The organism is Telluria sp. ZT3P26 (assembly GCF_059686035.1).
The window spans coordinates 605,496-632,098 of record NZ_JCASII010000004.1 but is presented as its reverse complement, the minus strand read 5'-3'; the positions used below and the strand labels follow the sequence as shown (position 1 = coordinate 632,098).

Annotated in this window: 22 protein-coding genes; 7 read left to right on the top strand and 15 right to left on the bottom strand. The window is 64.2% G+C overall.

Translation table 11 applies throughout. The features are described from left to right. Nucleotides 1-451: 451 nt before the first annotated feature. The 7 genes from kdpE to AC56LN_RS16415 form a co-directional block, all read right to left on the bottom strand. Nucleotides 452-1,144 carry a two-component system response regulator KdpE gene (kdpE, locus tag AC56LN_RS16445; RefSeq protein WP_499573288.1) on the bottom strand — a complete coding sequence of 231 codons (693 nt, stop codon included), beginning with the start codon at nucleotides 1,142-1,144 and terminating at the stop codon, nucleotides 452-454. Next, nucleotides 1,137-3,860 (bottom strand): two-component system sensor histidine kinase KdpD, encoded by a 2,724-nt coding sequence (gene kdpD, locus AC56LN_RS16440; RefSeq protein ID WP_499573287.1) that lies wholly within the window; start codon nucleotides 3,858-3,860, stop codon nucleotides 1,137-1,139. Before kdpD ends, kdpE begins: the two co-directional genes overlap by 8 nt. A 3-nt stretch (nucleotides 3,861-3,863) precedes the next feature. Beyond that, nucleotides 3,864-4,472, bottom strand: coding sequence for a potassium-transporting ATPase subunit KdpC (gene kdpC, locus AC56LN_RS16435; protein ID WP_499573285.1), 609 nt, complete (start codon nucleotides 4,470-4,472; stop codon nucleotides 3,864-3,866). Nucleotides 4,473-4,480: 8 nt separating this feature from the next. Next, complete coding sequence (gene kdpB / locus AC56LN_RS16430) at nucleotides 4,481-6,580, bottom strand: potassium-transporting ATPase subunit KdpB (protein WP_499573283.1); 2,100 nt, start codon at nucleotides 6,578-6,580, stop codon at nucleotides 4,481-4,483. A gap of 14 nt (nucleotides 6,581-6,594) precedes the next feature. Continuing rightward, nucleotides 6,595-8,394: a potassium-transporting ATPase subunit KdpA gene (gene kdpA, locus AC56LN_RS16425; RefSeq protein WP_499573281.1), complete on the bottom strand. Its 1,800-nt coding sequence runs from the start codon at nucleotides 8,392-8,394 to the stop codon at nucleotides 6,595-6,597. Beyond that, complete coding sequence (locus AC56LN_RS16420; protein ID WP_183549701.1) at nucleotides 8,394-8,483, bottom strand: potassium-transporting ATPase subunit F; 90 nt, start codon at nucleotides 8,481-8,483, stop codon at nucleotides 8,394-8,396. The genes kdpA and AC56LN_RS16420 overlap by 1 nt, the downstream gene beginning before the upstream one ends. Nucleotides 8,484-8,614: 131 nt before the next feature. After that, nucleotides 8,615-9,421, bottom strand: a complete 807-nt coding sequence (locus AC56LN_RS16415) for a TorF family putative porin (RefSeq protein WP_499573279.1) — start codon at nucleotides 9,419-9,421, stop codon at nucleotides 8,615-8,617. A gap of 239 nt (nucleotides 9,422-9,660) precedes the next feature. Here AC56LN_RS16415 and AC56LN_RS16410 point away from each other — a divergent pair, with 239 nt between their 5' ends. Continuing rightward, nucleotides 9,661-12,039 (top strand): DUF4214 domain-containing protein, encoded by a 2,379-nt coding sequence (locus AC56LN_RS16410; protein WP_499573278.1) that lies wholly within the window; start codon nucleotides 9,661-9,663, stop codon nucleotides 12,037-12,039. A gap of 3 nt (nucleotides 12,040-12,042) precedes the next feature. On the opposite strand, the gene rfaD is transcribed toward AC56LN_RS16410, so the two are convergent. Both rfaD and waaF read right to left on the bottom strand, forming a co-directional pair. Further along, nucleotides 12,043-13,053, bottom strand: a complete 1,011-nt coding sequence (rfaD, locus tag AC56LN_RS16405; RefSeq protein ID WP_332530429.1) for an ADP-glyceromanno-heptose 6-epimerase — start codon at nucleotides 13,051-13,053, stop codon at nucleotides 12,043-12,045. Nucleotides 13,054-13,087: 34 nt separating this feature from the next. Then, the gene (waaF, locus tag AC56LN_RS16400) at nucleotides 13,088-14,110 is read right to left on the bottom strand and encodes a lipopolysaccharide heptosyltransferase II (protein WP_499573276.1); all 1,023 of its coding nucleotides are present in this window, start codon (nucleotides 14,108-14,110) and stop codon (nucleotides 13,088-13,090) included. A 182-nt stretch (nucleotides 14,111-14,292) separates the two neighbouring features. Between waaF and AC56LN_RS16395 the strand changes: the two genes are divergently transcribed. The 3 genes from AC56LN_RS16395 to AC56LN_RS16385 all read left to right on the top strand — a co-directional run bounded on the left by AC56LN_RS16395 (nucleotide 14,293) and on the right by AC56LN_RS16385 (nucleotide 18,465). Beyond that, nucleotides 14,293-14,646, top strand: coding sequence for a DUF2946 domain-containing protein (locus tag AC56LN_RS16395; RefSeq protein WP_499573274.1), 354 nt, complete (start codon nucleotides 14,293-14,295; stop codon nucleotides 14,644-14,646). A gap of 98 nt (nucleotides 14,647-14,744) precedes the next feature. Next, nucleotides 14,745-16,886 (top strand): TonB-dependent receptor, encoded by a 2,142-nt coding sequence (locus AC56LN_RS16390; protein ID WP_499573272.1) that lies wholly within the window; start codon nucleotides 14,745-14,747, stop codon nucleotides 16,884-16,886. Between the two features lie 13 nt (nucleotides 16,887-16,899). Beyond that, nucleotides 16,900-18,465: a PepSY domain-containing protein gene (locus AC56LN_RS16385; RefSeq protein WP_499573270.1), complete on the top strand. Its 1,566-nt coding sequence runs from the start codon at nucleotides 16,900-16,902 to the stop codon at nucleotides 18,463-18,465. Here the strand turns inward: AC56LN_RS16385 and AC56LN_RS16380 are convergent. The 4 genes from AC56LN_RS16380 to AC56LN_RS16365 form a co-directional block, all read right to left on the bottom strand. Next, nucleotides 18,401-19,195 (bottom strand): fatty acid desaturase, encoded by a 795-nt coding sequence (locus AC56LN_RS16380; protein WP_499573268.1) that lies wholly within the window; start codon nucleotides 19,193-19,195, stop codon nucleotides 18,401-18,403. The genes AC56LN_RS16385 and AC56LN_RS16380 overlap by 65 nt on opposite strands. Nucleotides 19,196-19,356: 161 nt before the next feature. Continuing rightward, a complete protein-coding gene (locus AC56LN_RS16375; protein ID WP_499573266.1) occupies nucleotides 19,357-20,919 on the bottom strand; it encodes a TerC family protein in 1,563 nt (520 codons plus the stop codon). 93 nt (nucleotides 20,920-21,012) lie between these two features. Then, entirely contained in the window at nucleotides 21,013-21,843 is an 831-nt protein-coding gene (locus tag AC56LN_RS16370) for a sterol desaturase family protein (protein WP_499573264.1), read from the bottom strand. Nucleotides 21,844-21,898: 55 nt separating this feature from the next. After that, nucleotides 21,899-22,642, bottom strand: a complete 744-nt coding sequence (locus AC56LN_RS16365) for a PEPxxWA-CTERM sorting domain-containing protein (RefSeq protein WP_499573262.1) — start codon at nucleotides 22,640-22,642, stop codon at nucleotides 21,899-21,901. 403 nt (nucleotides 22,643-23,045) lie between these two features. On the opposite strand from AC56LN_RS16365, the gene AC56LN_RS16360 reads away from it, so the two are divergent. The 3 genes from AC56LN_RS16360 to AC56LN_RS16350 are packed head-to-tail and all read left to right on the top strand — an operon-like array spanning nucleotide 23,046 to nucleotide 24,822. Beyond that, on the top strand, nucleotides 23,046-23,222 hold the full coding sequence (locus AC56LN_RS16360; protein ID WP_499573260.1) for a DUF3606 domain-containing protein: 177 nt from the start codon (nucleotides 23,046-23,048) through the stop codon (nucleotides 23,220-23,222). Then, a complete protein-coding gene (locus tag AC56LN_RS16355; protein ID WP_499573258.1) occupies nucleotides 23,222-24,085 on the top strand; it encodes an oxidoreductase in 864 nt (287 codons plus the stop codon). Before AC56LN_RS16360 ends, AC56LN_RS16355 begins: the two co-directional genes overlap by 1 nt. A gap of 50 nt (nucleotides 24,086-24,135) precedes the next feature. Further along, entirely contained in the window at nucleotides 24,136-24,822 is a 687-nt protein-coding gene (locus AC56LN_RS16350) for a dihydrofolate reductase family protein (RefSeq protein ID WP_499573256.1), read from the top strand. A gap of 273 nt (nucleotides 24,823-25,095) precedes the next feature. Here AC56LN_RS16350 and AC56LN_RS16345 read toward each other — a convergent pair whose 3' ends face one another. Together AC56LN_RS16345 and AC56LN_RS16340 are read right to left on the bottom strand one after the other, a co-directional pair. Further along, a complete protein-coding gene (locus AC56LN_RS16345; protein ID WP_499573254.1) occupies nucleotides 25,096-25,416 on the bottom strand; it encodes a hypothetical protein in 321 nt (106 codons plus the stop codon). Between the two features lie 175 nt (nucleotides 25,417-25,591). Next, nucleotides 25,592-26,572 (bottom strand): hypothetical protein, encoded by a 981-nt coding sequence (locus AC56LN_RS16340; protein WP_499573252.1) that lies wholly within the window; start codon nucleotides 26,570-26,572, stop codon nucleotides 25,592-25,594. Between the last annotated feature and the right edge of the window lie 31 nt (nucleotides 26,573-26,603).

The window sequence follows — 26,603 nt, the reverse complement described above, 5'->3', positions numbered from 1 at the left end:
CTTGAATTCGCTGGTGTGAATAGTTCGCTTGGGCGAGGGTTTTGTTGTTTCATCCATGGTGACTATTGTCTCCTATTATGAATGTCCACGAAACCCGGGGTACCTCAGAGTCGAATTGTTGGGCAATTGCTCACCAATTTTCGATCGTTTGATTCCTGGCTTCATTGAATTGAATTCTCAGCGTATTTAAATGATTCGAGGATCATTCTTTTTTCCAAAGAATACGACAGCGTAAGAAAATTACTGGTCAAAAGGCAGAATCAATGAGGGTCAGAGTCGATTTATTGGACAATTACCGAATGTTGTCAAACAATTCGACTCTGACCCTAATTTAGATTTTCGGAAAGACTTGCAAAATAATTAGGGTCGGAATCGAATTAACTGGCAACTTCGAAAATTGCTTTTTAATTCTACTCTGACCCTAATTTATTTAACATTGATTGGGGGACTTTTAGCCGAGCCAGAGGCGGTAGCCGACGCCGGTTTCCGTCAGGAGGTGGCGGGGTTGGGCGGGGTCGGGTTCGAGTTTGTGGCGCAGGTGCCCCATGTAGATGCGCAGGTAGTGGCCGCTTTCGGCGTGGCCGGGGCCCCAGACGGCGCGCAGCAGTTGGGGGGCCGTCATCACGCGGCCGGCGTTGCTGACCAGGACGGCGAGCAGGCGGTATTCGGTCGGCGTCAAGTGGACGTGTTCGCCGTTTCGCGTGACCACACGGTCTTGCAGGTCCACTGACACGTCACTGAAGTGCGTTTTGCTGTCGCCACCGGCGGCCGGTTGGCGCTGGCGGCGCAGCGTGGCGCGCACGCGGGCGAGGAGCTCGCCGGTGCCGAAGGGTTTGGTCAGGTAGTCGTCGGCGCCGGCGTCAAGCGCACGGATTTTCTCGCCCTCGGCCACGCGCGCCGACAGTACGATGATCGGCACCACCGACCATTTGCGCACGTCGTGGATGAAGTCGATGCCGTCGCCGTCCGGCAGGCCCAGATCGAGCACGATCAGGTCGGGGCGGCGCGTGCCGGCGTCGATCAGGCCGCGCGCCATGCTCACTGACTCATGCACCTGCCAGCCTTCCTGTTCGAGGGCGGCGCGCACGAAGCGGCGGATCTGCGGCTCGTCCTCCACCAGAAGTGCGCAAGGCGCGTCAAGCATCGTTTGTCTCCATCGACAACAAGTCCAGTTCAGGGGGGCTGCCGGCCGGCAGCGAGAACACGAAGCCGGCGCCGCCCAGGGTTGATGTGCAGGCGCGGATTGCACCGCCATGTGCGCCGACGATCGCGCGGCAGATCGCCAGGCCCAGGCCCACGCCGGGCAGCGCCGATTCGCGTTCGCCGCGCGTGAATTTTTCGAAGATCGCTTCTTCGCTGCCGGCGCGCAGGCCCGGACCATCGTCGCTCACCGTGACGTCGATCCAGGCTCCGCGCGCCACCGCGGAAATCTCGATGCGCGAGCCGGCCGGCGTGTATTTTGCGGCATTTTCAACGAGGTTGCACAGCACCCGTTCAATCAGCACAGCGTCGAAGCGCACCAGCGGCATGTCGGGCGGCAGGCGCACCGTCACCGTGTGCTGGCGCAGCGATGCGCCGCAGGCGCGCAGTGCGCTGCCGATGACTTCTTCGAGCGCCTGCCACTCCATGTTGAAGCGCACCTCCCCGCTTTCGATGCGCGCCATGTCCAGCAGGTTCGCCACCAGGGTCCCCATGCGCACTGCCTCGTCGTGCAGCGCCTGGGCCAGCGCCTGCGATGTAGCGGGCAGCGCCGGCTCACCGCGCAGCAGCGATTCGGACAAGCCCACCAGCGCCGTGAGCGGCGTGCGCAGATCGTGCGACAGCGCCGCCAGCAGCGAATTGCGCAGCCGCTCGGATTCCATGTTCACCAGCGCGCCCTGCGCCACCTCCACGTAATGCACGCGCTCAAGCGCGATCGCGGCCAGCGCCGCCAACGCATCGAGCTGGCGGCGCTGCTCGGGAATCAAGACCCAGCGCCCGCCTTCCGGCTCGATCGCCAGCACGCCGCGCGTGCGCATCGGCGCCACCAGCGGCAGGTAGAACAACGGGCAGGCCGGCAGCGTGTCCGTGCCCAGGCCCGCTGGCTGCGCGTGGTCGTACGCCCACTGGGCGATGCCCAGGTCGACGTTGCCGGGCGCCGTGCCAGCCGCGCCGCCATCGTCCGAAGGCGGCATGCCGAGCCGCCCGTCGGCATCGGGCACCAGCAGCGTGGCGCGCGCGCCGAACGCATTCTGGATCACGGCGCGGCTGGATTCGAATACCTGCGACGCCGCCAGCGCGCCCGACAACTCGCGCGCAAATTCGTACAGCGCGCGCACGCGCCGCTCGCGCTGCGCCGCCACGCGCGCCTGGAAGCGCAGGCCGGCCGTCAGGTGCCCGGTAATCAGGCCCACGGCCAGCATCACGGCGAACGTGACCAGGTACTGCACGTCGCTGACCGCAAAATCGAACCGCGGCGGCACGAAGAAGAAATCGAAGCTGGCCACGCCGATGCAGGTGGCGGTGACCGATGGCGCGCGCCCGAGGCGCATGGCCACGAGCAGCACCATCAGCAGGAACAGCATGACGATATTGGCAAGGTCGAGCCATGGCTGCAGCGGCGTGGCCACCAGCACCGTGAGCAGGCTCGCGCCCGCAGCCCACGCGTGCGGCAGCAACGACTGGCGCGACTCCACGACTGCAGCCGCAGCCGCAGTCGTGCTGCTGACTGCAGCAGGCGGCACCGCCGGCTGCCCGATCTCGATCAGGTCCACGTTCGGCGCGCGCCGCGCAAGCCGGCGCGCCGTGCGCCGGCGCCACGGCCAGCGCGAACCATCCCGGCCCAGCGCGATGCGCGACAGGTTATGGTCGCGTGCGTAATCGAGCGTGCTGGCCGCGATGTCCTCGCCCGACAGCACGGCCGTGGTCGCGCCCAGGCTGTGCGCGAGCTTGAGCGTGTCCATGATGCGCGCCCGCGCGGATTCTGGCAGCTTGCCCAGGCGCGCCGTCTCGACATACACCGCATGCCAGCCCGTACCCAGTTGCGACGCCATGCGCGCACTGCTGCGCACGACGTGTTCCGCGTGGGTACCAGGCCCGATACACACCAGGAGGCCGGCGCCGGTCTTCCAGATCGCGTCGATCGATTGCGCTTCGCGCCAGGCGCGCACGTCACCTTCGACGCGGTCGGCCGTGCGGCGCAGCGCCAGTTCGCGCAGCGCAATCAGGTTGCCCTTCCTGAAGAAATTACCGGCGGCGCGCTCGGCCTGCTGCGGCTGGTACACCTTGCCCTCTTTCAGCCGCGCCAGCAGCGCATCGGCCGTCAGATCGACCATCACGATTTCGTCGGCGCTGTCGAACACGCGGTCGGGCACCGTCTCGGCCACGCGAATGCCGGCGATGCCGCCCACCACGTCGTTCAGGCTTTCCAGGTGCTGCACGTTGACGGTGGTGAGCACGTCGATGCCCGCCGCCAGCAATTCTTCGACGTCCTGCCAGCGTTTGGGATGGCGCGAACCGGGCGCGTTCGAATGCGCCAGTTCATCGACCAGGATCACGGCGGGTGCACGCGCCAGCGCGGCGTCGAGATCAAATTCATCGAGCGTCTTGCCGCGATAATCGATGCGCCGTCGCGGCAGCAGTTCAAGCCCGTCGAGCAGGCGCGCCGTCTCGGTGCGTCCGTGGGTTTCGATCACGCCCATCAGCGGCGCGGCGCCATCGCGCTGCAGCTTGCGCGCTTCTTGCAGCATGGCGTAGGTCTTGCCCACGCCGGCCGATGCGCCGAAATAGATGCGCAGGCGCCCGCGCGCGGCGCGCCGGTCCTGCTCGCGCAGTTGCGCAAGCAGTGCGTCGGGGTCGGGTCGCTGGTCGTCGTGGTGCATGATCTAGCGAGTATGCCCGCTTTCAGGGCCGCTCGCCACGCCAGCCGCCTGGTCCAGCGCCAGGTTCAGGGCCAGCACATTCACGCGCGGCTCACCCAACAAGCCCGGTACAGGCAGCTCGGTGTGCCGTTCGATCAGCGCGCCGACCCGTTCGACCGGCATCGCGCGCGCACGCGCCACCCGCGCCGCCTGGTACTGCGCACCCGCCACGCTGATCTCGGGATCGAGACCGCTGGCCGACGCGGTCACCAGGTCGACCGGTACCGGCGCCGTGTTGGACGGGTCGAGTGCGCGCAGCGCAGCGACGCGGCCCTTGACCGCTTCCTGCAGGGCCGGATTGAGCGGGCCCTGGTTCGAGCCACCCGAGCCGCCGCCGTTATTGGCCATCGGGCCGGTGGCCGATGGCCGCCCCCAGAAGTAGCCCGGCGCGGTGAACGACTGGCCGATCAGCGCCGAGCCGACGGTCTTGCCATTCCGTTCGACCAGGCTGCCGTTGGCCTGGATGGGGAATGCCGCCTGGGCGATCCCGGTCACGGCCAGTGGATAGAACACGCCGCAGATCAGCGTGAGCACCGCGAACAGCACGAGTGCGGGGCGAAGAATCGATTGCATGAAAACTCCTAGGTCAGATTGAGTGCAGCAAGCGCCATGTCGATCAGCTTGATGCCGGCGAACGGCAGCAGCAGGCCGCCAAGGCCGTAGATCAGCATGTTCCGGCGCAGCAGCGCAGCCGCGCCAATGGCGCGATAACGCACGCCGCGCAGCGCCAGCGGGATCAGGACCACGATGATCAGGGCATTGAAGATCACCGCCGACATGATGGCCGACGATGGGCTGGTCAGCCCCATCACGTCCAGCGCCTTGAGCTCGGGATAGGTGGCGACGAACATCGCCGGCACGATCGCAAAGTATTTGGCGATATCATTCGAGATCGAGAACGTCGTCAGCGCGCCGCGCGTCATCAGCATCTGCTTGCCGATTTCGACGATCTCGAGCAGCTTGGTCGGATTCGAATCCAGGTCGACCATATTGCCGGCCTCCTTGGCCGCCTGCGTGCCCGAGTTCATGGCCACCGCGACGTCGGCCTGGGCCAGCGCCGGCGCATCGTTGGTGCCATCGCCCGTCATCGCCACCAGTTTGCCTTCGCTCTGGTACTTGCGGATCAGCGCGAGCTTTTCTTCCGGCGTGGCTTCGGCGATGAAGTCATCGACCCCGGCTTCGGCCGCAATCGCTGCCGCCGTGAGCTTGTTGTCGCCGGTGACCATCACGGTCTTGACGCCCATGCGGCGCAGTTCGGCGAAGCGCTCACGGATCCCGCCCTTGACCACGTCCTTCAGTTCGACCACGCCCATCACGCGGCTGCCATCGGCCACCACCAGCGGCGTGCTGCCACGGCGCGACGCTTCGTCCACGCTGCGTTCCACGTCGCCCGGCCAGACCGCGCCCAGCGCTTCCATGTGACGGCGCAGCGCCGAGGCGGCGCCCTTGCGCAACTGCCGCTCACCCAGGTCCACGCCACTCATGCGCGTCTGCGCCGTGAACGTCACGAACACCGCGCCGAGCGATTCCATCGCCCGTTCGCGCAGATTGAAGCGGTTCTTGGCCAGCACCACGATGCTGCGGCCTTCCGGCGTTTCGTCGGCCAGCGAGGCCAGTTGCGCCACGTCGGCCAGTTCTTCTTCCGTCACGCCGGGCGCCGGCAGGAAGGCGGCGGCCTGGCGGTTACCGAACGTGATGGTGCCCGTCTTGTCCATCAGGAGCACGTCAACGTCGCCCGCCGCTTCCACCGCGCGGCCCGACGTGGCGATTACATTGGCCTGCAACATGCGGCTCATGCCGGCCACGCCGATGGCCGACAGCAGGCCACCGATCGTCGTCGGGATCAGGCACACCAGCAGCGCCACCAGCGCGGTGAGCGTCACCGGCGCGCCGCTGCCGGACGCCTGCACCGCAAACAGCGAGAACGGCAGCAGCGTCACCGTCACGACCAGAAACACGATAGTCAGCGCGACGAGCAGGATGGTCAGCGCGATCTCATTCGGGGTCTTCTTGCGCGACGCGCCTTCGACCATGCCGATCATCCGGTCCAGGAACGTCTCGCCGGGATTGGCGCTCACCTGCACCACCAGCCAGTCCGACAGCACGCGGGTACCGCCGGTGACCGAGCCGAAATCGCCACCCGACTCGCGGATCACGGGCGCCGATTCGCCGGTGATGGCGCTTTCGTCGACCGAGGCCACGCCGTCGACCACTTCGCCATCCACGGGAATCACGTCGCCCGCTTCGGCCAGGAAGAACATGCCCTTGCGCAGATCGCCCGACGGGCAGGCCTGCCATGGCTCGCCATGCTTGGGCACCTCGAGCTTTTTCGCCGTCACGGTCTGGCGCAGGTTGCGCAGCGATGCCGCCTGCGCCTTGCTACGGCCTTCGGCCAGTGCTTCGGCGAAGTTCGCGAACAGCACCGTGAACCACAGCCAGACGGCAGTGGCCAGGATGAAGCCGGCGCTCGTCTCGCCATGCCCGGCCAGCGCCTGGAACCACAGCAGCGTCGTGATGATGCTGCCGACGTAGACGACGAACATCACGGGGCTGCGCAGCTGCGTGCGTGGATGCAGCTTCTTGCATGCGTCGAGCATCGCCGGCCAGACCAGCGCGCCGTCGAACAGGTTCAGCGACTTGCGCGGCACTTGGGCCGGCGTTGCTTCAGTGGCGTTGATCATTGATTGATCCATTGTCATTCTCCGAACAGTTGCAGGTGTTCGACCACGGGACCCAGCGCCAGCGCCGGGACGTAGTTGAGGACACCGACCAGCACGACGATCGCGGCCAGCATGGCGACGAACATCAGGCCATGGGTGGGCAAGGTGCCGGGTGTGGCGGGCAGGCGCTGGCGGCTGGCCAGGGAACCGGCAATCGCCAGCACCGGCACGATCACGGCGAAGCGACCGAACCACATCGCCACCGCCAGCAGCGTGTTGTAGAACGGCGTATTGGCCGACAAGCCCGCAAACGCACTGCCGTTGTTGTTGGCGGCGGACGTCAACGCATACAGGATTTCGGAGAAGCCATGCGCGCCCGGATTGGCCACGCCGGCCGCGCCCAGGCCCGTGGTGACGGCCAATGCGGTGCCCAGCAAGACCAGGCATGGCGTGACCAGGATGACGACGGCGACCATCTTCATCTCGAAGGCGCCGATCTTCTTGCCCAGGTATTCCGGCGTGCGGCCGATCATCAGGCCGGCGATGAACACCGTCAGGATCGCGAATACCAGCATGCCGTACAGGCCCGAGCCGACACCACCGAAGATCACTTCACCAAACTGCATCATCACCATCGGCACCATGCCGCCCAGCGGCGTGAACGAGTCGTGCATGGCGTTGACGGCGCCGCATGATGCAGCCGTGGTCACCACGGCGAACAGGCTCGATCCGGCGATGCCGAAGCGGGTCTCCTTGCCTTCCATATTGCCGCCCGACTGCAGGCTGCTTGCCGCCTGGTCGATGCCCAGTGGCGTGAGCAGCGGATTGGTTTGCTGCTCGGCGGAGAAGGCGCCGATGGCCGCGATCACGAAGATCAGCGTCATCGTGCCCAGCACGGCCCAGCCCTGGCGGGCGTCGCCCACCATGCGGCCGAACGCGAAACACAGCGCGGCCGGGATCAGGAAAATGGCCACCATCTGCGCGAAGTTCGACAGCGCGGTCGGATTTTCAAACGGGTGCGCCGAGTTGGCGTTGAAGTAGCCCCCTCCATTTGTACCCAGCATCTTGATGGCTTCCTGCGAGGCGACGGGCCCCATCGGAATCACCTGCGTCCCGGCGCGCGTCTCGACTGCCGCCTGGCCATCGGTGGCCGGCTGCGTGTAGGCGACCGGCTCGATCACCTGCGCCTGGACATGCGGTGACAGGTTCTGCACCACGCCCTGCCCCGCCAGGAACACGGCGAGGATCACGGACAGCGGCAGCAGCACGTACAGCGTCGAGCGCGTGACGTCGACCCAGAAATTGCCGATCGCGCCGGCCGAACGGGCCGCAAAGCCCCGGATCAGCGCGAACGCGACGGCGATGCCGGTGGCGGCCGAGAAGAAGTTCTGGCCGGCCAGGCCGACCATCTGGGTCAGGATGCTCATCGTCTGCTCGCCGCTGTAGCCTTGCCAGTTGGTGTTGGCAACGAAGCTGACGGCGGTGTTGAAGCTCGAATCGGGGCTCACGCCCGCCATCCCTTCCGGGTTGAGCGGGAGCCAGCCCTGCAGGCGTTGCAAGCCGTAGACAAACACCACGCCGACCGCATTGAAGGCGATCAGCGCCAGCGCATAGGCTTTCCAGCCTTGTGCGGCGCTGGCAGCGGGACCGGCGGCGCGCAGCATCGCGCGCTCGATGCCGCCAAGCCAACCCAGGCCGGGCACCGCGCCCGGCTTGATGTCGGCGGCGCCGATGCGCGCCAGCAGCTTGCCCAGCGGCCAGGCCAGTGCCAGCAGCACGACCAGGAACAGCGCGAGCAGCGGCAGGAACTGCGTGATCAGTTCATGGGTGGCCATCACATGTCCTCCGGTTTGAACAGGGCGATCAGGAGATAGACGAGGAGCGCGCAGGCGGCCAGGCCGCCGATCGCGTAGGAGAGATTCATTGCTTGCCTCCGAGGAGTCCGCAACCGCTCACCAGGAGGCAAGTCAGGCGGACAAAGACCAGGAGCGCGCCGATATAGATGAGATCCATGGACGTTCGCTTTCAGCGTGATTGTTATTCTGGTGGTTGGGTTCAGAACGTGCGGCTGACGGTCAGCTGCAGCGCGTCGCGGCCCGTGAACTTGCCGTTTCGTGGCGAGGCGTAGGCGCTCTTGCTGGCGTTGGTGCCGACGTACGCGACGGCCACCGTGGCCAGCGCGAAGCTGCGCGAGGCGCCGATCTTCCAGTCGGTGTAATCGGCTGCCGGGTTGTTGTCCACGCGCTGGCGGCCGGCGTGCAGCTGCACCGTGACGCCATGGCCGGCGTCGAGACTGGCGCCGATGTCGAGGTAGCCGCTGCCCTCGCTGTCGACGAAGCCGAACAGGTTCGTGGTGGCGTGCGAATACTTGATGTAGGCAGGGCCGTAACCCAGTTGCGCATACAGCTCGGTGGTGTTGGCATTGACGAAGCCGGCGACCTGGCCCAGGCCATTGTCCGGATACAGGTAGCGCAGCACGCCGACGTCGTACGTCAGACCCGAGGACAGGCCGACCGCCAACTCGCCGCGCTTGCCGGCGTACAGGTCGATCTCGACGTCGCCATCGCCCCCGGCATCCTTCGCGAACTTGACGGTCGAGCCCCAGGCGCCGGCGTACCAGCCAGCGGCGTGGACGTAATCAAGACCGCCCTGCAGCGCAGGCTGCAGGCGCGTCTGCGAAATGCCGCGGTAGCGGTAGTCCGACGTGAGGGCGGCATTGAAGGTGACGGGGGATACGGGTGCGGAAGGTTCAGCCAGCGCGACGGTGTCGGTGGCCTGGGCCTGGGCCTGGGCCGCGCCGCTGATGGCCAGCATGGCGGCTGCCGCCAGGGCGGCGCGGCGCGCGTGAATCGATGCGTTCATGGTGTCTGCTCGTGGTTGTGGTGGAACCCAGGCGGCGCACGATAGCGCCGCATGGAACACGATCAGGTTAGCGATCCGGGCATAAAAACCGGGTATAAAAGCGCCCGCCCGTTGTAAACGCGATGTATACGCCGCCGTCCTCCATGCCGCGCGCATATCCGTGACAGCGAAGCCGTCTTTGCTATACACCAGAGTTTCCCTACGGCATAATTATTGGATTTTTCCATTAGGCAATAATTATGGTCGGTCGTTCACGTGTTGCAGCTGTCCTGCTGGCCTTCTCGCTCGCTGGCTGCGGCGGTCAATCCGATGCACCAGTGCTGCAGACAGGCAGCGCGGCGTCCATGGCCTCCCCGCGCGCTGCAATACAGCTTGGTACGCCGGTCACCAACGAGGCGGCACGGGCCGCGCAAGGCTTCGCACCGGGCGTGGATTACCAGCGCAAGGAATCCGCGCTGGTTGTCGATGGCACGCCATTCACGATCGATACGAGCGACCGCGAGGCAGTGCGCCTGTTTTACAACCGCATCCACCGCGAGCCGACGCCGCCGATCGGCTGGACCGGCAACCATGCGGCTGGCGCGCCAGGCACGACGACTCCCGCGTTCAGAGCGGCCGTCATACAACGAGTGAACTGGTATCGGGCGATGGCGGGCCTGCCGGCCGCCGTCCGGCTATCGGAACAGAACAGCGCCAAGGCACAGCACGCGGCGCTCATCATGAGTGTGGCCGGCCAGCTGTCGCATACGCCACCACCGACCTGGAAGTTCTACACCCAGGAAGGCGCCGATGCAGCGATTTCCTCGAACCTGGGTCTCGGCACGATGGGCCCCGAGGTCATCGACGGGTATATCCAGGACTTCGGCAGCAACAATGGACCTGTCGGACACCGGCGCTGGATCTTCCATCCCAACACACGCACGATGGGCACCGGCGACGTGCCCGCAGGTGAAATCGACGGCAAGAAGGTGTGGGCCGCGAATGCGCTGTGGGTGACCGATACCGACTATTTCGGCGCCAGGTCGGCCGTACGCGACGATTTCGTCGCATGGCCGGCGAAGGGCTACGTGCCCTACGCAACCGTGTACGAACGCTGGTCGCTGTCGTATCCGGACGCCGACTTCGCACAGGCCGTGGTGAACGTCACGCGCGACGGCGCACCGGTCAACGTCACGCTCGAACCGGTGAAAGAAGGTGTTGGCGAAAACACCCTTGTCTGGAAAATGGCGGACATCGACCCCGCAGGCCACCATGCGCAGCCGGCAAACGACGTGCGCTATCGCGTCAGCATCACCAACGTCGTGATCGCGAACCGGGCGCGCAGCTTCAACTACGACGTCACGGTCATCGATCCGGCCGTCGCCAGCACGAACCGGTTGCAGCCCGTGGTCACCGCGCCGGCAGAAACGCCGCCAGACACGCCGTACCAGGTACGCATCGCGGCACTGCCCGGCGCCACCGGCTACAGCGTGACGGCCATGTTGCGCGCCGCCACCGGCACCACGCGGGCACCACTGGATACCGCCCACTGGACGGGCGCGAACGCCGGGCACCACGACATCATTGCGGTTGGCGCGCTGCGCTTTCATGTCGCCACAAACGACTGGGGTCAGCAAAGCGCCACGCTCGGCAAGCCCTTGTTCGTCGCAAGCGACAGCGCCCGGGTGCTGGTCAGCCGTACCATGCACCCGGCGACAAACAAACAGCGATTCCGGGTGCAGGTCTCCGGCGACGACGGCGCGAGCTGGAAAGATGCCTACAGCGAGTCTGGCACAGACTCGACGGCGCCGCTGACCGGCACGCTGCCGGTCGCACTGAGCGCCTATCGCGGACAGATCATCCGGCTGCGACTGGTCATGGATGCCACGGATTTTGCCTTCATCGGACCGGACACGGGATGGCACGTGAGCGCCGTCGACGTTGAAGGGCTTGATGCGCTGACGCCGGGTAACGCGGGCGATTACCGCAGTGCGGACGGGGCCTTCACGCTCAGTCACGCCAGGCCGGGCGCCTATCTGCTGATCCCGCGCGTGGAACTGGCGCACCTGTACGATTCGGATCCCGGCGTGCCGGCGTTCGTGACCGTCCGTGGCGCCGCGCTCAGCGGGCCACGTTCGGCCTACACGCTCACCCGCAGCGACAATGTCCTGACCATTGTCGACAGCACTGGCCGGGACGGCACGCAGACCGTGCGCGACCCGTATCGCCTGGAATTTACCGATGTGACGCTGGCCTTCGACATCGAAGGCAGCGCCGGCGATACCTACCGGCTGTACCGCGCCGCTTTCAACCGCCAGCCGGACAGTCACGGGCTCGGATTCTGGATTCGCGCGGTGGACGGTGGCTTGCCGCTGGACGACATGGGGCGCGAATTCGCGCGCTCCACCGAGTTCGCCAGCCTGTACGGCGCCGCGCCAACGCCGGTACAGCTCATCACCGCCATGTACCGCAATGTGCTGCATCGGGCGCCCGACACTGTGGGCGCGGCGTACTGGCTACAGCAGCTGAACAACGGCGTGCCGGTCGAACGCCTGCTGATCGAATTCAGCAACAGCCCGGAGAACAAGGCGCAGGTGGCAAGTGAAACCGCACTGGGCATGCAGTACACCCGCCCCTGACCATCAGCGCACCGGCTGCGCGCGCAGCCAGTCCATGTACTTCGCCACGCCGGTAGCCGCGTCGGTGAACGGCTCGTTGTAACCGGCGGCGCGCAGCGCCGAGATGTCGGCCTGCGTGAAGCTCTGGTACTTGCCCTTCAACTTGTCCGGGAACGGCAGGTACTCGAGCAGGCCCTGGTCGACGATCTCCTGCAGCGTCAAGGCCGGCTTGCCTTCGTTCGCCAATGCATTGGCCGTGGCCACCGCCAGGTCGTTGAACGGCTGCGCGCGGCCGGTGCCCAGGTTGAAGATGCCGCGCTGCTCCGGATGGTCCAGGAAGAACAGGTTGACCTTGACGACGTCGTCGATGTAGACGAAGTCGCGCATCTGCGCGCCGGCTTCGTAACCATCGTTGGCGCCGAACAGCCGCACCTTGCCGTCCTTCAGGAACTGGTGGTACTGGTGGAACGGTACCGACGCCATCGTGCCCTTGTGCCCTTCGAGCGGGCCATAGACGTTGAAGTAGCGCAGGCCGACGACCTGGCTGCCGGCATCCTTGCCCTTGGTGGCCCAGTAGCGGCGCAGGTACTGGTCGAACAGGAATTTGGAATAACCGTAGACGTTCAGTGGCCGCTCGAGCGGCCGCTCTTCGCGAAACACGGTGCCGGCGCCATACACGGCGGCCGACGACGCGTAGATGAACGGGATGTCCTGGCGCTGGCAGAATTCGAACAACGCGACCGTGTAGTCGTAGTTATTCTTCATCATGTAGCGGCCATCGGTCTCCATCGTGTTCGAGCACGCGCCCTGGTGCAGCACGGCGGTGAACTTGTTGTCGAATTCACCGGCCTTCAGGCGCACGAGGAAGTCTTCCTTGTCGGCGTAGTCCGCGATCTCGGCATCGACGATGTTGTGGAATTTTTCGGGCCGCGACATATTGTCGACGGCGAACACGCTGAACGGCTGGCGCGCTGACAGCGCATGCACGAGGTTCGCGCCGATAAAACCTGCGGCGCCGGTAACCAGAATCATGATGGGGTCCTCTGTTAAATCGTTTGGCTTGCCCGCGTCACGCGGCGGCAAGCATGGATTGCAAGGGCTGCCAGACAGCCTGCGGCAGGATCTGCTTCATGCAATTCTGGTGGCCCAGCGGGCATTCGCGCTGCTGGCAGGGAGAGCATTCGATGTGCAGCCACAGGACCTGCGCCAGTTGCGACAGCGGGGGCGTATGGCGCGGATCGGTCGGCCCGTAGATGGCCACGACGGGCCGTCCCAGCGCCGCGCCGATGTGCATCAGGCCCGAGTCGTTCGTGACCACGGCCGCAGCGCGCGAGATCAGCGCGATGGCTTCGGCCAGCGAGGTCGAACCGGCCAGGTTGTGCGCCTGCGGCACGATGGCAGTGATCTCGTCGCAGACCGCGCGGTCTTTCGGTGAGCCGAGCAGCAGGATCTGCACATCCGGGCGATGGGCCAGGATCGTCTGCGCCAGCTCGGCGAAGTAGGCGGACGGCCAGCGCTTGGCCGGGCCGAATTCGGCGCCCGGCGCGAACACCACATGCGCGCCGCCCGGCAGCTGCAGGCGCGCGAGCGCGGCCTGCGCTTCCTCGGGCGCCACCGTCATCACGGGTTCGGGCAGGCGCTCGGGCCGTGCCAGGCCGCGTACCGGCGCGTCGGCCAGCGCCTGGTAGAACTGGGCCATCGGGCGCGGCGCGGCCTTGTCGTCGTGGTGCATGACATTGACCAGGCCATAGCGCATCTCGCCCTTGTAACCCACGCGGCGCGGGATGCCCGCCAGCCACGGTATCAGTGCGAACTTGAGCGTGTTGGGCAGGACGTACGAGTCGGCGTAGCCGCGCGCCTTGAGAATCCTGGCGAACGCCTTGCGCTCCTTCCACTGCAGCGCGCCATGCTTGAACGGCGATTCGAGCACCGTGTCGACTTCGCGCATCGCGCGCCAGACCGGGGCCACCCAGGTGGGTGCGACGACATCGATCGGCCGATCGGGATGGCGTTCACGGAGGCGGCGCAGCAAGGGCTGGGCCATGACGGCGTCGCCGATCCAGTTGGGGGAAATCACAAGGGTGCGCTGCATGGTGTTCATCAATCTTGGGCGAAGGGCACAGGCCGCGATTATAGCAATCGTGCGCGATGTGGCGTGCCGCCCGGCCAGATGGACAAATTGACCAACCGTGGTTCGCGGCGCACTGCCAGGACTATAATTTGCCGATGCACAGGCTTCGCACAACACGCGCGCTATTTGGCTGGACCGTCCTCGTGGCGTTCCTGTTCGGCCTGTTCACGCCCGTGCTGTCGCATGCCATGGCCCTGGCCACCGCACAGCCGCCCAGCACTTACCTGACCGAGATTTGCAGCGCCAGCGGCACCCGCCACGTCCTGGTCGTGGACGATGCGGGCCAGACGACGGCGCCCCCGGTGCCGGACATGTCGCACTGCGACCTGTGCTGTTCGCACCAGCACGCCGCCATGGCGCCGCCGCCCTATGCTGGCGCGCTGCTGGTGGCAAGCCTCGGGCGCGATCCCTACCCGCCCCTGTTCTATCAGGCGCCACGCCCGCAATTCGCCTGGACCGCTGCGCAGTCGCGCGGGCCGCCTTCGTCGTTCTCCTGATCCGTCCCCACTTTTAATGCCGGCGGCGCACCTGCGTGCATCGCCGGCGGACCATGCGCGACGCGGTGTGTTTGCCCGTCGCGCGCACAGGAAACGCAATGAACCCATGTTTTCACGCCCGGCCGCGCATGACCGCGCTTGCCTTTGGCTGCACGCTGCTCATCCAGGCCCAGGCCCAGACCATCCCCACCGTCGAAATCACAGCCGATGCGCCGCGCGCCGGCAGCCTGCTCGACCTCGACACGCCGCTCGATACTGCCAGCCGCCTTGGCCTGAGCGCACGCGAAACCCCAGCCACCGTCACGGTCGTCGACCGCGCCCTGATCGACGTGCGCGGCGCCCAGGACACGCAGGAAATCCTGCGCGCCATCCCCGGCGTGACCGCCCACAATGCGCCGGGCAATATCGGCGTGAGCTACCGCGGCTTTGGCAGCGGCTCGATCAGCCAGCTGTTCAACGGCATCAACGTCCAGTACGCGATCGCCGCGCGCCCCGTCGACAGCTGGATCATCGACCGGGTCGAGGCCATCGGCGGGCCGTCGAGCTTCCTGTTCGGCTCGGGCGCTGTCGGTGGCTCGATCAACTACCTCACCAAACTGGCCGAGGCGCGCGAATTGTCGCAGGCCCAGGTGCGGCTTGGCGCGCATGGCTTGAAAGAAGCATCGGCCGGCCTGAATCGCCAGCTGAACGATGGCCAGTACGCGCGCATCAACATCAACCACCGCGACACCGGCAGCCCGATCGACGGCGTCGACAGCCGCTCGACCCAGCTGGCGGCATCCCTGCTGTCGCAGTTCGGGCGCGGCGTGACGCACACGCTGGCCTACGAATTCCAGCAGGAAGACGTGGATCGGCCGTACTGGGGCACGCCGCTGGCCAATCCGATCGCCGGCCAGGCGCGCATTCTTGAGGCGACGCGCTTCAAGAACTACAACAGCGCCGACGGCGTCTACGACCAGCGCGTGCACTGGCTGCGCTCGATCGGCAAGTGGCAGGTCAGCGACGCGCTGCAGCTGACGAACACGCTGTATCTCTACGATGCACTGCGCGACTACCGCAATGTCGAGACCTACCGCTTCAACCCGTCCAACACGGCCGTGATCCGCTCGGCCGCCCTGCTCCAGCGCCACGACCAGCGCATGGTGGGCGATCGCCTCGACGGCGTGTACAAGAGCCGCATCGGCGCGCGCCGCAGCGACTGGGCCTTTGGCCTGGACGTCAGCGTCAACAAGCAGACGCGCTTCCCGAACAGCCTGCCCGCCACGGTCAGCACGGTCGACCCGTACGACTTCGTCACCGAACGCTTTTTCGCCGTGCCGGGCATGAGCCCGGGCTTCCGGCCCGACCGTGACAACAAGGTCACGACGACGGCGCTGTATGTCGAGAACCGCACGGCGCTGGTGCCCGACCTGAACCTGGTGACCGCGCTGCGCCACGAGCGCATTGAACTCGACCTGACCAACCGCCGCGAGGTGACCAGCGCCAGCCCGGCCAGCTTCGCGCGCAGCTATACGCCGACGACGGGCCGCCTTGGCCTGGTGTGGGATGTCACGCCCGACATGAACCTGTATGCGCAATACGCGACAGCGGCCGATCCGCCGTCCGGCGTGCTGTCGACCGCGTCGTTTGCGGACGTGCGCAACAACAGCGAGCTGACCACCGGGCGCCAGTTCGAGGTGGGCAGCAAGCTGGGATTCTGGGACGGCAAGGGCACGGCGACGCTGGCCGCGTACCACATCACGCGCAAGAACATCGCGACGCAGGACCCGAACAACAGCGCCCTGACCCTGCTCGTGGGCGAGCAGACATCGCAAGGCGTCGAACTGGCCGTCGGCCTGCAGCCGACGCGCCGCCTGGGCCTGCAGGGCAACATCACCTACGTGGATGCCGAATACCAGAACTACCGCCAGGGCAACGTGTCGCTGGCCGGGAAGACGCCGGTCAACACGCCGGCCACCGTGGCCAACCTGTGGCTGTCGTACGCCGTCACACCGGCGCTGCAGACGAACGTCGGCGTGCGCCGCGTCGGCAAGGTGTATGCCGATGCCGCCAACACGCTGTACTGGCCGGATTACATGTTCGTCGACCTGGGCCTGTCCTATCAGGTGACACGCGACATCATGCTGGTCGGGCGCGTGCGCAATCTGACCGACCGCATCTACGCGGCCAACGTGAACAGCACGATGGCGTACCTGGGCGCAGCGCGCACGGCGGACGTGTCGCTGCGCGTGGCGTTCTGACGGGGAGTCTCGCATGAAGGCACAACTCAAGCGCTGGCTGTTCCTGACCCACCGCTGGCTGGGCATCGGTGGTTGCGTGCTGTTTGCGATGTGGTTCGCATCGGGCATCGTCATGATGTACGTCGGCTACCCGAAGCTGACCGATGCCGAACGGCTGGCGCATCTGCCGGCGCTGTCGCAACAGGCGCCGCTGCTGGCACCCAGCGTGGCGCTGGCCAGGGCCGGTGTCTCCAGGCCGCTGGACGGGTTGCGCCTGGCCGCATCGGGTGGCGGGCGCGCCGTGTACGTGGCGACGCCCAATGGCAGCGGCAAGCACGGCGCCATCGTCATCGACGCCATCAGCGGCGCGCGCGTGGACACGGTGAACGCGGCGCAGGCACTGGCCAGCGCTGCCGCCTGGGCCGGCCCCGGCGTGAACGTGCATTACCGGGACGTGATCGACGAAGACGCCTTCACCCATTCGCGCGGACTCGATGCGCAGCGCCCGCTGCACCGGGTCGAGGTGATTGACGCCGATCGCACGCTGCTGTACGTGTCGGGCAAAAGCGGCGAAGTCGTGCGCGATGCAACGCGCAGCGAACAGCTGTGGAATTACGCCGGCGCCTGGATCCACTGGCTGTATCCGTTTCGCGGCAATGTGTTCCAGCCTTACTGGACCAATATCGTCAATTACCTGGCGATCGCCGGCATCGCGGCTGCGCTGTCGGGCACCGTGGCCGGCATCCTGCGCTGGCGCTTTCGCACGCCCTACCGCAGCGGCGCGCGCACGCCCTACCCGAATGCGATGATGCGCTGGCACCACGTGACGGGTCTGCTGTTTGCGCTGGTGACGATCGCGTGGATCTTCAGCGGGCTGATGTCGATGAACCCATGGCACATCTTCGACACCGGTGCGCCGCAGCTGCGCATCGAAGCGATGCAGGGCGGGCCCTTGACGCTGACGGACCGTGATGCCGCACCGCCGGCGCTGCTGGCTGCCAGCAGCGGCGCCGTGCGCGAACTGCGCTGGGTGCGCGTGCTGGGCCAGAACCGCGTGCTGGCCTACCGCGCGGGCGGCGCGCCACAGGTACTGGACAGCGAGGCCGCGCGCCCGCTGACGCTTGACGCAGCGGCGCTGCAGGCTGCAGCCGCGCGCCTGGTCGACGCGCCCGTCGCGCGGGTCGAGCAACTGGCCGCATACGACCTGTATTACTACGCACGCGATGCGCACACGATGATGGGCGGCGCCGACAAGCCGCTGCCCGTGCTGCGCCTCGTGTTCGCCGATCCGCACGCGACCTGGGTGCATCTCGACCCGCGTACCGGCGCGGTGCTGGGCCACATCGACAGCGGCAAGCGCGCCAGCCGCTGGCTGTTCGCGATGCTGCATTCGTGGGACTGGCTGCCGCTACTGGAGCGGCGCCCGCTGTGGGACATCGTGCTGGTCATGCTGAGCCTCGGTGGTTTGCTGCTCAGCGTGACGGGCGTGGTGATCGGGTGGCGCCGGCTTGGCAGGAAGCTGCGCCCGGCGGGCGTCAACCCGCCGCGTGCCGCCGCGCCTGCGCCGCATCCGGTGCCGGCAACCGGTCGACATGGTTGATCGTCACCAGACGCATGACCGACAGCGTGCGGATGACGAGCCAGCCCGCATCGAACTCCCACCACTTCATCGACAGCTTGGCCGACGCCGGGTTGGCGTGGTGGTTGTTGTGCAGTTCGGCGCCGCCGAAGATGATCCCGATCGGGAAGAAGTTGCGTGACCCTTCCCTGGTCTGGAAGTTACGGTAGCCCACCACGTGGAAGATCCCGTTGATGAACCCCGAGGCCCAGAATGGCAGGATCGAAAACTGGAACAGCCAGATCAGGAAGCCGTTGGTCGCGCCGAACGCCAGCATCTCGAACGCCAGGAACAGGAACGCGCCGCGGAAGCGGTGCTTCGTGTACAGGTGCGCGTCCATCCAGTCTTCCTTGATGCCCACGCCGTAGGCCTTGATCAGGTCCGCGTTGCGCGCGGCCTTCCGGTACAGCAGCGTGCCCTTGGTCAGGATGGTCCACAGGCCGTGGATGTGCGGGCTGTGCGGATCGTCGACCGTGTCGCACTTGGCGTGGTGCTTGCGGTGCACCGCCACCCAGGCCTTGGCGGTCACGCCGTAGGTCGTCAGCCAGATCCACAGGCGGAACAGCTGGCACAGCAACGGGTGGAACGTGATCGCGCGGTGGCTGCGCGAACGGTGCAGATACAGTTCGCTGGCAAACACGGTCATGATGTACGACGCGGCCATGGTGAGCGCGACGCCCGTTGGGGTGAGCTGGATGAATCCTTCGAACACGTTGTTTCTCCCTGTTGTACATGGTCTGTGGACGTAACGACGTCCTGACGATGCACCAAGAGTAACGTGCGACTACCGGTTTCTAACGGCTGAGCAGAGCGGTATTTCGGGGCCTGTTTACCGTGCAATGCGAGCGTGTTTCCGGACACGCAAAAAGCGCATCAGCCCTGCGCGTCATCAATGCGCGTGACCAGTACCGAGGCGATACGCCGCTCCAGTACCTCTTCGACTTCCATGCGCAGACCTTCGATCTCGATGCCGTCGCCCACCAGCGGCAAGGTGCCGAAACGCTCGAGCATCAGGCCGGCCAGCGACGTGTAGTCGTCGGTGTCGCCCACCAGCGCGTCCACCTCAAGCACCTGTTCCAGATAATGCAGGTCGGCCGTGCCATCCACGCGCCAGCGCCCACCGCCCAGGTCCTGCACGACGGGCTGCTCGTCTTCGTCCGGGAATTCGCCGGCGATGGCTTCGAGAATGTCGATCGGCGTGACCAGGCCCTGCAAGGTGCCGTATTCGTCGGCGATCAGGACCAGCTGGCCGTGCGAGCGTTTCAGGCGATCCATCACCTTCAGCACGCCGCTGGCGTCGGGCACGATGATCGGCACGCGGATATGGTTCGCATCGATCGCGCCCGACAGCGCCAGGTCGGCGATCAGGTCCTTGGCGCGCGCGACGCCGATCACTTCATCGAGCTCGCCCCGGCAGACCGGGAAGAAGCCGTGCGGCGTGGCCAGGAGCTGGGCGCGGATCGTGTCGGCATCGTCCTCGATATTGATCCACGAGATGTCCGAGCGGTTGGTCATGATCGAGCGCACCGAACGCTGCGACAGGCTCAGGACCCCGCTGACCATATTGCGCTCCTCGAGCTCGAAGGTCGGCTCGTCCGGCTTTAGCTTTTGCTGCTTGTTCGTGACCGTCTCCGGCTCGTCGCCCGGCTCGATCCCGCGCGTGCTCCCCAGCAGGCGCAGCACCGCATCCGCCGTGCGGTCGCGCAGCGGGATGTGCGCATCCTGCTTGACGAAGTTGCGGCGCGCCAGCTGGTTCAGCAGCTCGATGACGACCGAGAAGCCGATCGCCGCGTACAGGTAACCCTTCGGAATATGGAAGCCCAGGCCTTCGGCAATCAGCGACAGGCCGATCATCAAGAGGAAGCTCAGGCACAGCACGACAACGGTCGGATGCGCGTTGACGAAGCGCGTGAGCGGCTTCGAGGCGAACAGCATGACGCCCATCGAGATCACGACCGCAGCCATCATGACGCCCAGTTCCTCGACCATGCCGACCGCCGTGATCACGGCGTCGAGCGAGAACACGGCGTCGAGCACGATGATCTGCGCAACGACGGCGGCAAAACTGGCATAGGCGCGCTTGCCGGTGGCGACGTGCAGCTTGCCTTCGACGCGCTCGTGCAGCTCCATCGTGGCCTTGGCCAGCAGGAAGAAGCCGCCCACCAGCAAAATCAGGTCGCGCCCGGAGAACGTCAGCGGGCCGAGTGCAATCAGGGGCGCGGTGAGTTTGACGAGCCAGGCGATGACGGTGAGCATGCCAAGACGCATGATCATGGCGAGCGACAGGCCGACAAGGCGGGCTTTGTCGCGCTGGTGCGGGGGGAGTTTGTCCGCCAGGATGGCGATGAAGATCAGGTTGTCGATGCCAAGGACGATCTCGAGCACGACAAGGGTGAACAAGCCGACCCAGATATTTGGGTCAAAAAGCCATTCCATTAGGTGTGTTTGGTAGTGATTGGCACGTCATTGTACGCGATCACGTCGTCAATCAACCAGATCCGGGCGGCGCCGTTGTATTGGCGTCGCCTGTCAAAACGGCTGTTCGGCCGCCGCCCTGGCTGGCAGCGCCGGCCGCAGCGGCTCGAGCAGCTGGCGCGTGACCGTGGGCGCGAGCGGCGTGTCCGTCCCTACTTCGGCCGGCCAGTGGTGCGGCAGATAATGGCTGCCGAACAGGCGGTCCAGGAACGGCAGCGTGGACGCGTAGTTGCGGTTGATGTGTTCGTGCCGGCTGTGGTGCCAGTGATGAAAGGCCGGCGTCGTAACAAACCATTCGAGCGGGCCGAAGCGCCAGCGCAGGTTGGCGTGGATGAAGAAACCCCACAGCGTGCCCAGCACGATCAGTGCGGCAGGCGCAGCGCTGCCGGCCGCCGTCGGGCTGGCCAGACCCAGCAGATACAGCGGCACGATGCCGAACAGGCGCGTGATGACCATGTCGACCGGATGGCTACGGGTATTGGCCAGAAAATGCATGCGCTCGGTGCTGTGGTGCAGCGCGTGGAAGCGCCACAGCCACGGCAGCTCGTGGCTGAGCCGGTGGCCCCAGTAGAAGCCCGTTTCGGCGACCACGAAGGCCAGCATCATGCGCACCGCGAGCGGCAAACCGGCAACTGTGGCGGTCAACGCATCCGGGACCAGCCAGGCGGCCAGCGCGGCCAGCAGCGCCATCGGTGCGCTCAGCAGGACAATGGGCACCAGGCTGCTGAGGAAGTAATACGCGAGATTGTGCCGCAGCTCACCGTTCGGCCCGTCGTGGCGCACGCCGAACCAGCGCTCCAGCGGCACGAACAGGGCCGTGAGCAGGATCAGCCAGACGCACAGGCGCAGTGCGGTGGCAGCGAATTCGGCGGGTGAAAAGTGCATGGTGGCGTCACGACCGGGTCGCAGCAGGCTGACTTGCCGCGCCCCGGTCGTCCTCTCAGACCTGACCGTTGCGTCGACGGCGCGCCAAGAAGCCGATCAGGCCCAGGCCGCCGAGCAGCATGGTCCAGGTGGCTGGCTCAGGCACTTCGGCGTTCAGCGCGACGTTATCGAGCAGCAGGAATGGCGGCGCACCCGGCGCGGTGCCACGGGCCAGGAACGACAGCATCTCGCTCGCGCTGGTGGCGGTGAAGGCCATCGTGGCCGACTTCCAGCCGCTGAAACCGTCATCCGGGATGCTCAGCTTGGTGCTGTTCTGCGTGGCTTTGCCAAAGCCGACCTGCCAGTAATTGTCGTAGTTGGCGCCGACGAAGCCGGATTGCTGCGCCAGTGCGAAGTCAAAGGTCAGCAGGTACGAGGTGCCAATCGTCAGGCCGTTGATGAGCTGGGACAGTTGGCCCGGGTAGTACTGCGAGTCGGACGCGAAGAAATTGCCGCCGGTTGGCGAGGCGGTGAAACCGTTTTTGGTGCCTTCGAGTCGCAACGCCGACGTGGTCGTGGTGGCGGTCGCGCCATCCAGGACGAAGTTGTAGCCGCCTGAGCCGCCGTTGCCTTCCTTGCTGGTCCAGCCGGTCAACGTGGTGCCTTTTGCATCGACCGTGGTGCCGTTTATCTTCTTGTTGCCACCGTTCGAGGTCAGCTCGAAATTGCCGTTCTGGACCAGGATCGGGCCGGCATGGGCGATGCCCGCACTGAAGGTGATGAAAGCGGACAGCAACAGCAGGACTGACTTGATGCGCATGGGACGGGACTCCGTGGAATATCAATATTAGTGACGGGGAGCGGCATTTCCTGAGCTGGCCGTGGCTCAGACAATGAAACTTTTGTAGATTGTTATTAATTTTTATTGCTTGTAAAATATTCTAGCAGATTCTTGGTGTGCCAAATCAATATTCATATTGCAATTTTTATTGCCTTTCATGTATCCACGAAGTTCTTCAAGCGAGGCATCGGGCAAATCGCGGTTACCACTGGTGCACGGTGGACGAATTGCATAAAACAGTGGACGAACTGCATGCCGTGAAAACAACAGACAGGCAGCACTGCGTTATCGGGACGGCACGCATGTTGTTAAGCGGTTCGTGAAATCACGCACTGACTCAGTGCTCTCTGGCCGCGCATCCTGAAGTTTTGAGGAGATACCCATGTCAGATAATCTTTCGAACAAAGGCAACCCGGACCGCAACCTCATCAGTCTCACCGAGACCCATGAGGTCCGCTATTGGACTGAAGCCCTTGGCATCAGTAAAGAAGAGCTGGAGCGCGTGGTTGGCCAGGTGGGCAACAGTGCGGCCAAGGTGCGCGAGCACTTGAACAAGTGATGCAGGGCTCTCCCGAGCAAGACAACACGCCGGTCTGGTTCATCACCGGCTGTTCAACCGGCCTGGGCCGCGCCCTGGCCGAACTGATCGTTCAGCGCGGCTGGCGCGTGGTCGTCACCGCGCGCGACAAGAACACCATCGCAGACATCGAACGCAGCGCACCGGATCGTGTACTCGCTCTGTTTCTGGATGTCACGCGTTCTGAAGATATCGATGCAACCGTTGCCGCGACGCGCGAACGATTCGGACGCAGCAATGTCCTGGCCAACAACGCCGGCTATGGCTACCAGAGCACGGCCGAAGAAGGTGAAGAAGCTGAAATCCGTGCGCAGTTCGACACAAACGTCTTCGGCCTGTTTGCCATGACGCGGGCAGTACTTCCCCTGATGCGCGAGCAGCGCAAGGGCAACATCATCAATATCACGTCGGTCGCTGGTCTCATCGGTTATCCGGGGTCTGGCTACTATGCCGCGTCCAAGCATGCGGTTGAGGGCTGGTCGGATGCGCTACGCGCCGAAGTGCTTCCGCTGGGAATTGGCGTGACCTGCGTCGAGCCCGGGCCATTTCGCACGGATTGGGCGGGCCGCTCCTTGCGCCAGACAACGAGCGGGATTGCCGATTACGCCGATACGGCGGCAAAGCGCCTGGCCGTCACCAAAGAAACCAGCGGCGCGCAGGCCGGCGACCCGGTCAGGGCCGCGCAGGCCATGGTCACGATTGCGAACGGCGCCGACGCGCCACGGCATCTCGTGCTCGGCGCCTGGGGCTTCGATGCCGTTGTTGAGCGCCTGCAGGAACGCGTTCGCGATATCTCGATGCACCGTGATCTGAGCGTGTCTGCCGACTTTGATGACGGGGCATGACCCTTTTTAATTGACGAGCAACTTTTTCATGTCTCGTTTTGGAGAATCTAATGAAACCCTATGTTATTTGCCACATGATGTCGTCCATCGACGGCCACGCACTGACCGATGGCTGGGATCGGCCCTTCAAGAAAGCCGCAGGCGAGCTGTATGAAAAGCTGGCCGCCACGTTTGACTTCGATGGCTGGATTTGCGGCCGCACGACCATGGAAGAAATCGCGCATGGCGAAGGTTATCCGAAAGGGTTGGCAAAGGAGCCGATCCCACGTACGCCCTATTTCGCCAAGCGTGACGCGAAAACCTACGCCATTGCCATTGATGGTCATGGCAAGGTTGCATGGAAAAGCAATGAGGCACTCGGCTCCCACGTTGTTGCGGTTTTGACGGAAGCCGTGTCGGACGACTATCTGGCCTATCTGCAGTCGATCGAGGTGTCGTATTTTTTCGCAGGCAAAACCGATATCGATCTGGCGCAGGTCGTGCAAACCCTGGCCGATGAGCTGGGCACGAAGCGACTGATTGTCGAAGGTGGCCCGCACGTCAGCGGCTCCTTCGTCAACGCCGGGCTGGTCGATGAAGTCAGCGTGCTGATACTGCCGCTGGTCGACGGGCGAGGCCATCATCCTGCATCGTTTGAAATTGCCGAAGAAGCCTGGAAGCAGCCGAGTTATCTGAAACTCGAATCGGCAGAGGTTCAGGACGGTGGCGGCGTGTGGCTGCGTTACAAGCGGTCGTGATGTTTTGAGCGGGGGATGATTACAGATGACGCAACTCGCGCGTGGCATCGTGTAGTCGCCGCTGCGTGGTCGAAAAAATGCGGGGCGCATGCGGGTGACACGGCTATTGCCAGACCTGTCGTCAGCACAACGGTGGCGCCGTTCTACGGTGACGACACCGGACCATCATCCCGACAGCGCCTCCCCTATCAGTGTGCCGCGTCGCGACTGTTTTGGCAGGATACCAGCGGGATAAGGCCAGTCACCGATGGGATATAACGGTATATCAATCCCTTAGTCGATTAATTTCTTCCAAGCTGTCCGCCGCCAGGCGAGATTGTTTCCGAATGCCAGGCTCGGCTTCGTGCCTTGCTTCTCGCTGCCTGGCATTTGCATTGCCTTCTTGACGCCATCGCCTTCGCTGAAGCCGGGGCTGTGTCCGTGTTTCCGACTACTAGACGTGGTCACGTTGGCCTGCTTTGCTTTGTTGCCCTGCTTCAGCCGAGGCCGTGTCCGAATGTCAGACCTGACCCCGTCGATGCGGTCAGTCGCGACGGTGACCAAATTACTTACGTCCAAAGGTTGACGCCAATAGTTTGCAAGGCGTGCGCCCATACAAACTTTATTCAAACGAAAACTACAGAAATGCTACGATATCCAGATGCGCTTTCAGCTACCTGCGTCGAATGTAACGAAACAACACTTGTGCGCCTTCAGCTAGTTCAGGAAACTCCGCCTAGCCAGTAACGAAACGCACATAAAACCGCTGTAACGCTATGGGGAATAACTTTCACTTCACTGTGTAAATCTGCTTCATCTGCAAAGTTTCGCCGTCAATTGATCTGATGAAAACTTCCATGTAAACGGAACGATCCATTTCTGAACTGCGGATCGGGATAATAACGCGAATCGATCGTTCAATAGTTTGATTTGCTGCCAAAGTAATTTCAGAGCTACGCAACTCGTAGGAAGGGATACGACCCGCTGATGCATTAGAATTCATTGATAACGTCACCAACAGCGGTGACGCACCAGTGTTAGTCATTCGCACCGGAACTAAAGTACTATCCCCTTTCGAGTGGGCGGTGCCTACAGTGAATTTTATCTCATTCTTAAGCAATCCTTGGTATAGCGAATTGTCTTTGCTTCGATAATGTTCCTGGATGTTCCAATCGCCGACTTTTACTGGAAGATCGTCTTTCTTTGTTATGGCTGGCGGTGGCTCATTTTGAGAAGCTGACGAATATCCGGTAATCTGCGAAAAGAAATAGACAATGGCACCGATTGTCAATAGCATAATTACAAGGTAAACTACGACTTGGATTCGCTGTGGCCCGGTCAGGCCAATTTCTTCAGCCTTAGAGACGATGATTCCCTTAGATTCTTTCGAGACAATCTGAAGTATATCCCCAAGTTGGAAAGTTCCCTTTTCCACGATCAGCAGTGTTGTGATTTCGTCTGCCGGTCCGACCCTAGAAATTTTGAGCCGATTTTTCTCTACTTTAACGTCTTGGCTATTGGCACCCAGCATTTGATACGACAACGTCGGATTCATGGTCACATCGATTGTGTCTTCAGTTTTCCAACCGCGATTGAAAACCGCGATCTCCACGAGTTGACCATGACCACTTTCGGTAAGTTCGGAGTAGGAAAAAGTTTTCGGAACCAATGCGACTAGTCGGGCCTTCTTAATCCATCCGATGAGTCCAGCAACGCCCAAAGCGCCAAATATTGAAAGGATGGACGTAAGGGGATTGAATTCGAGAGTCATGTCGGACGAAAACTTTCGTACTATTTTCACA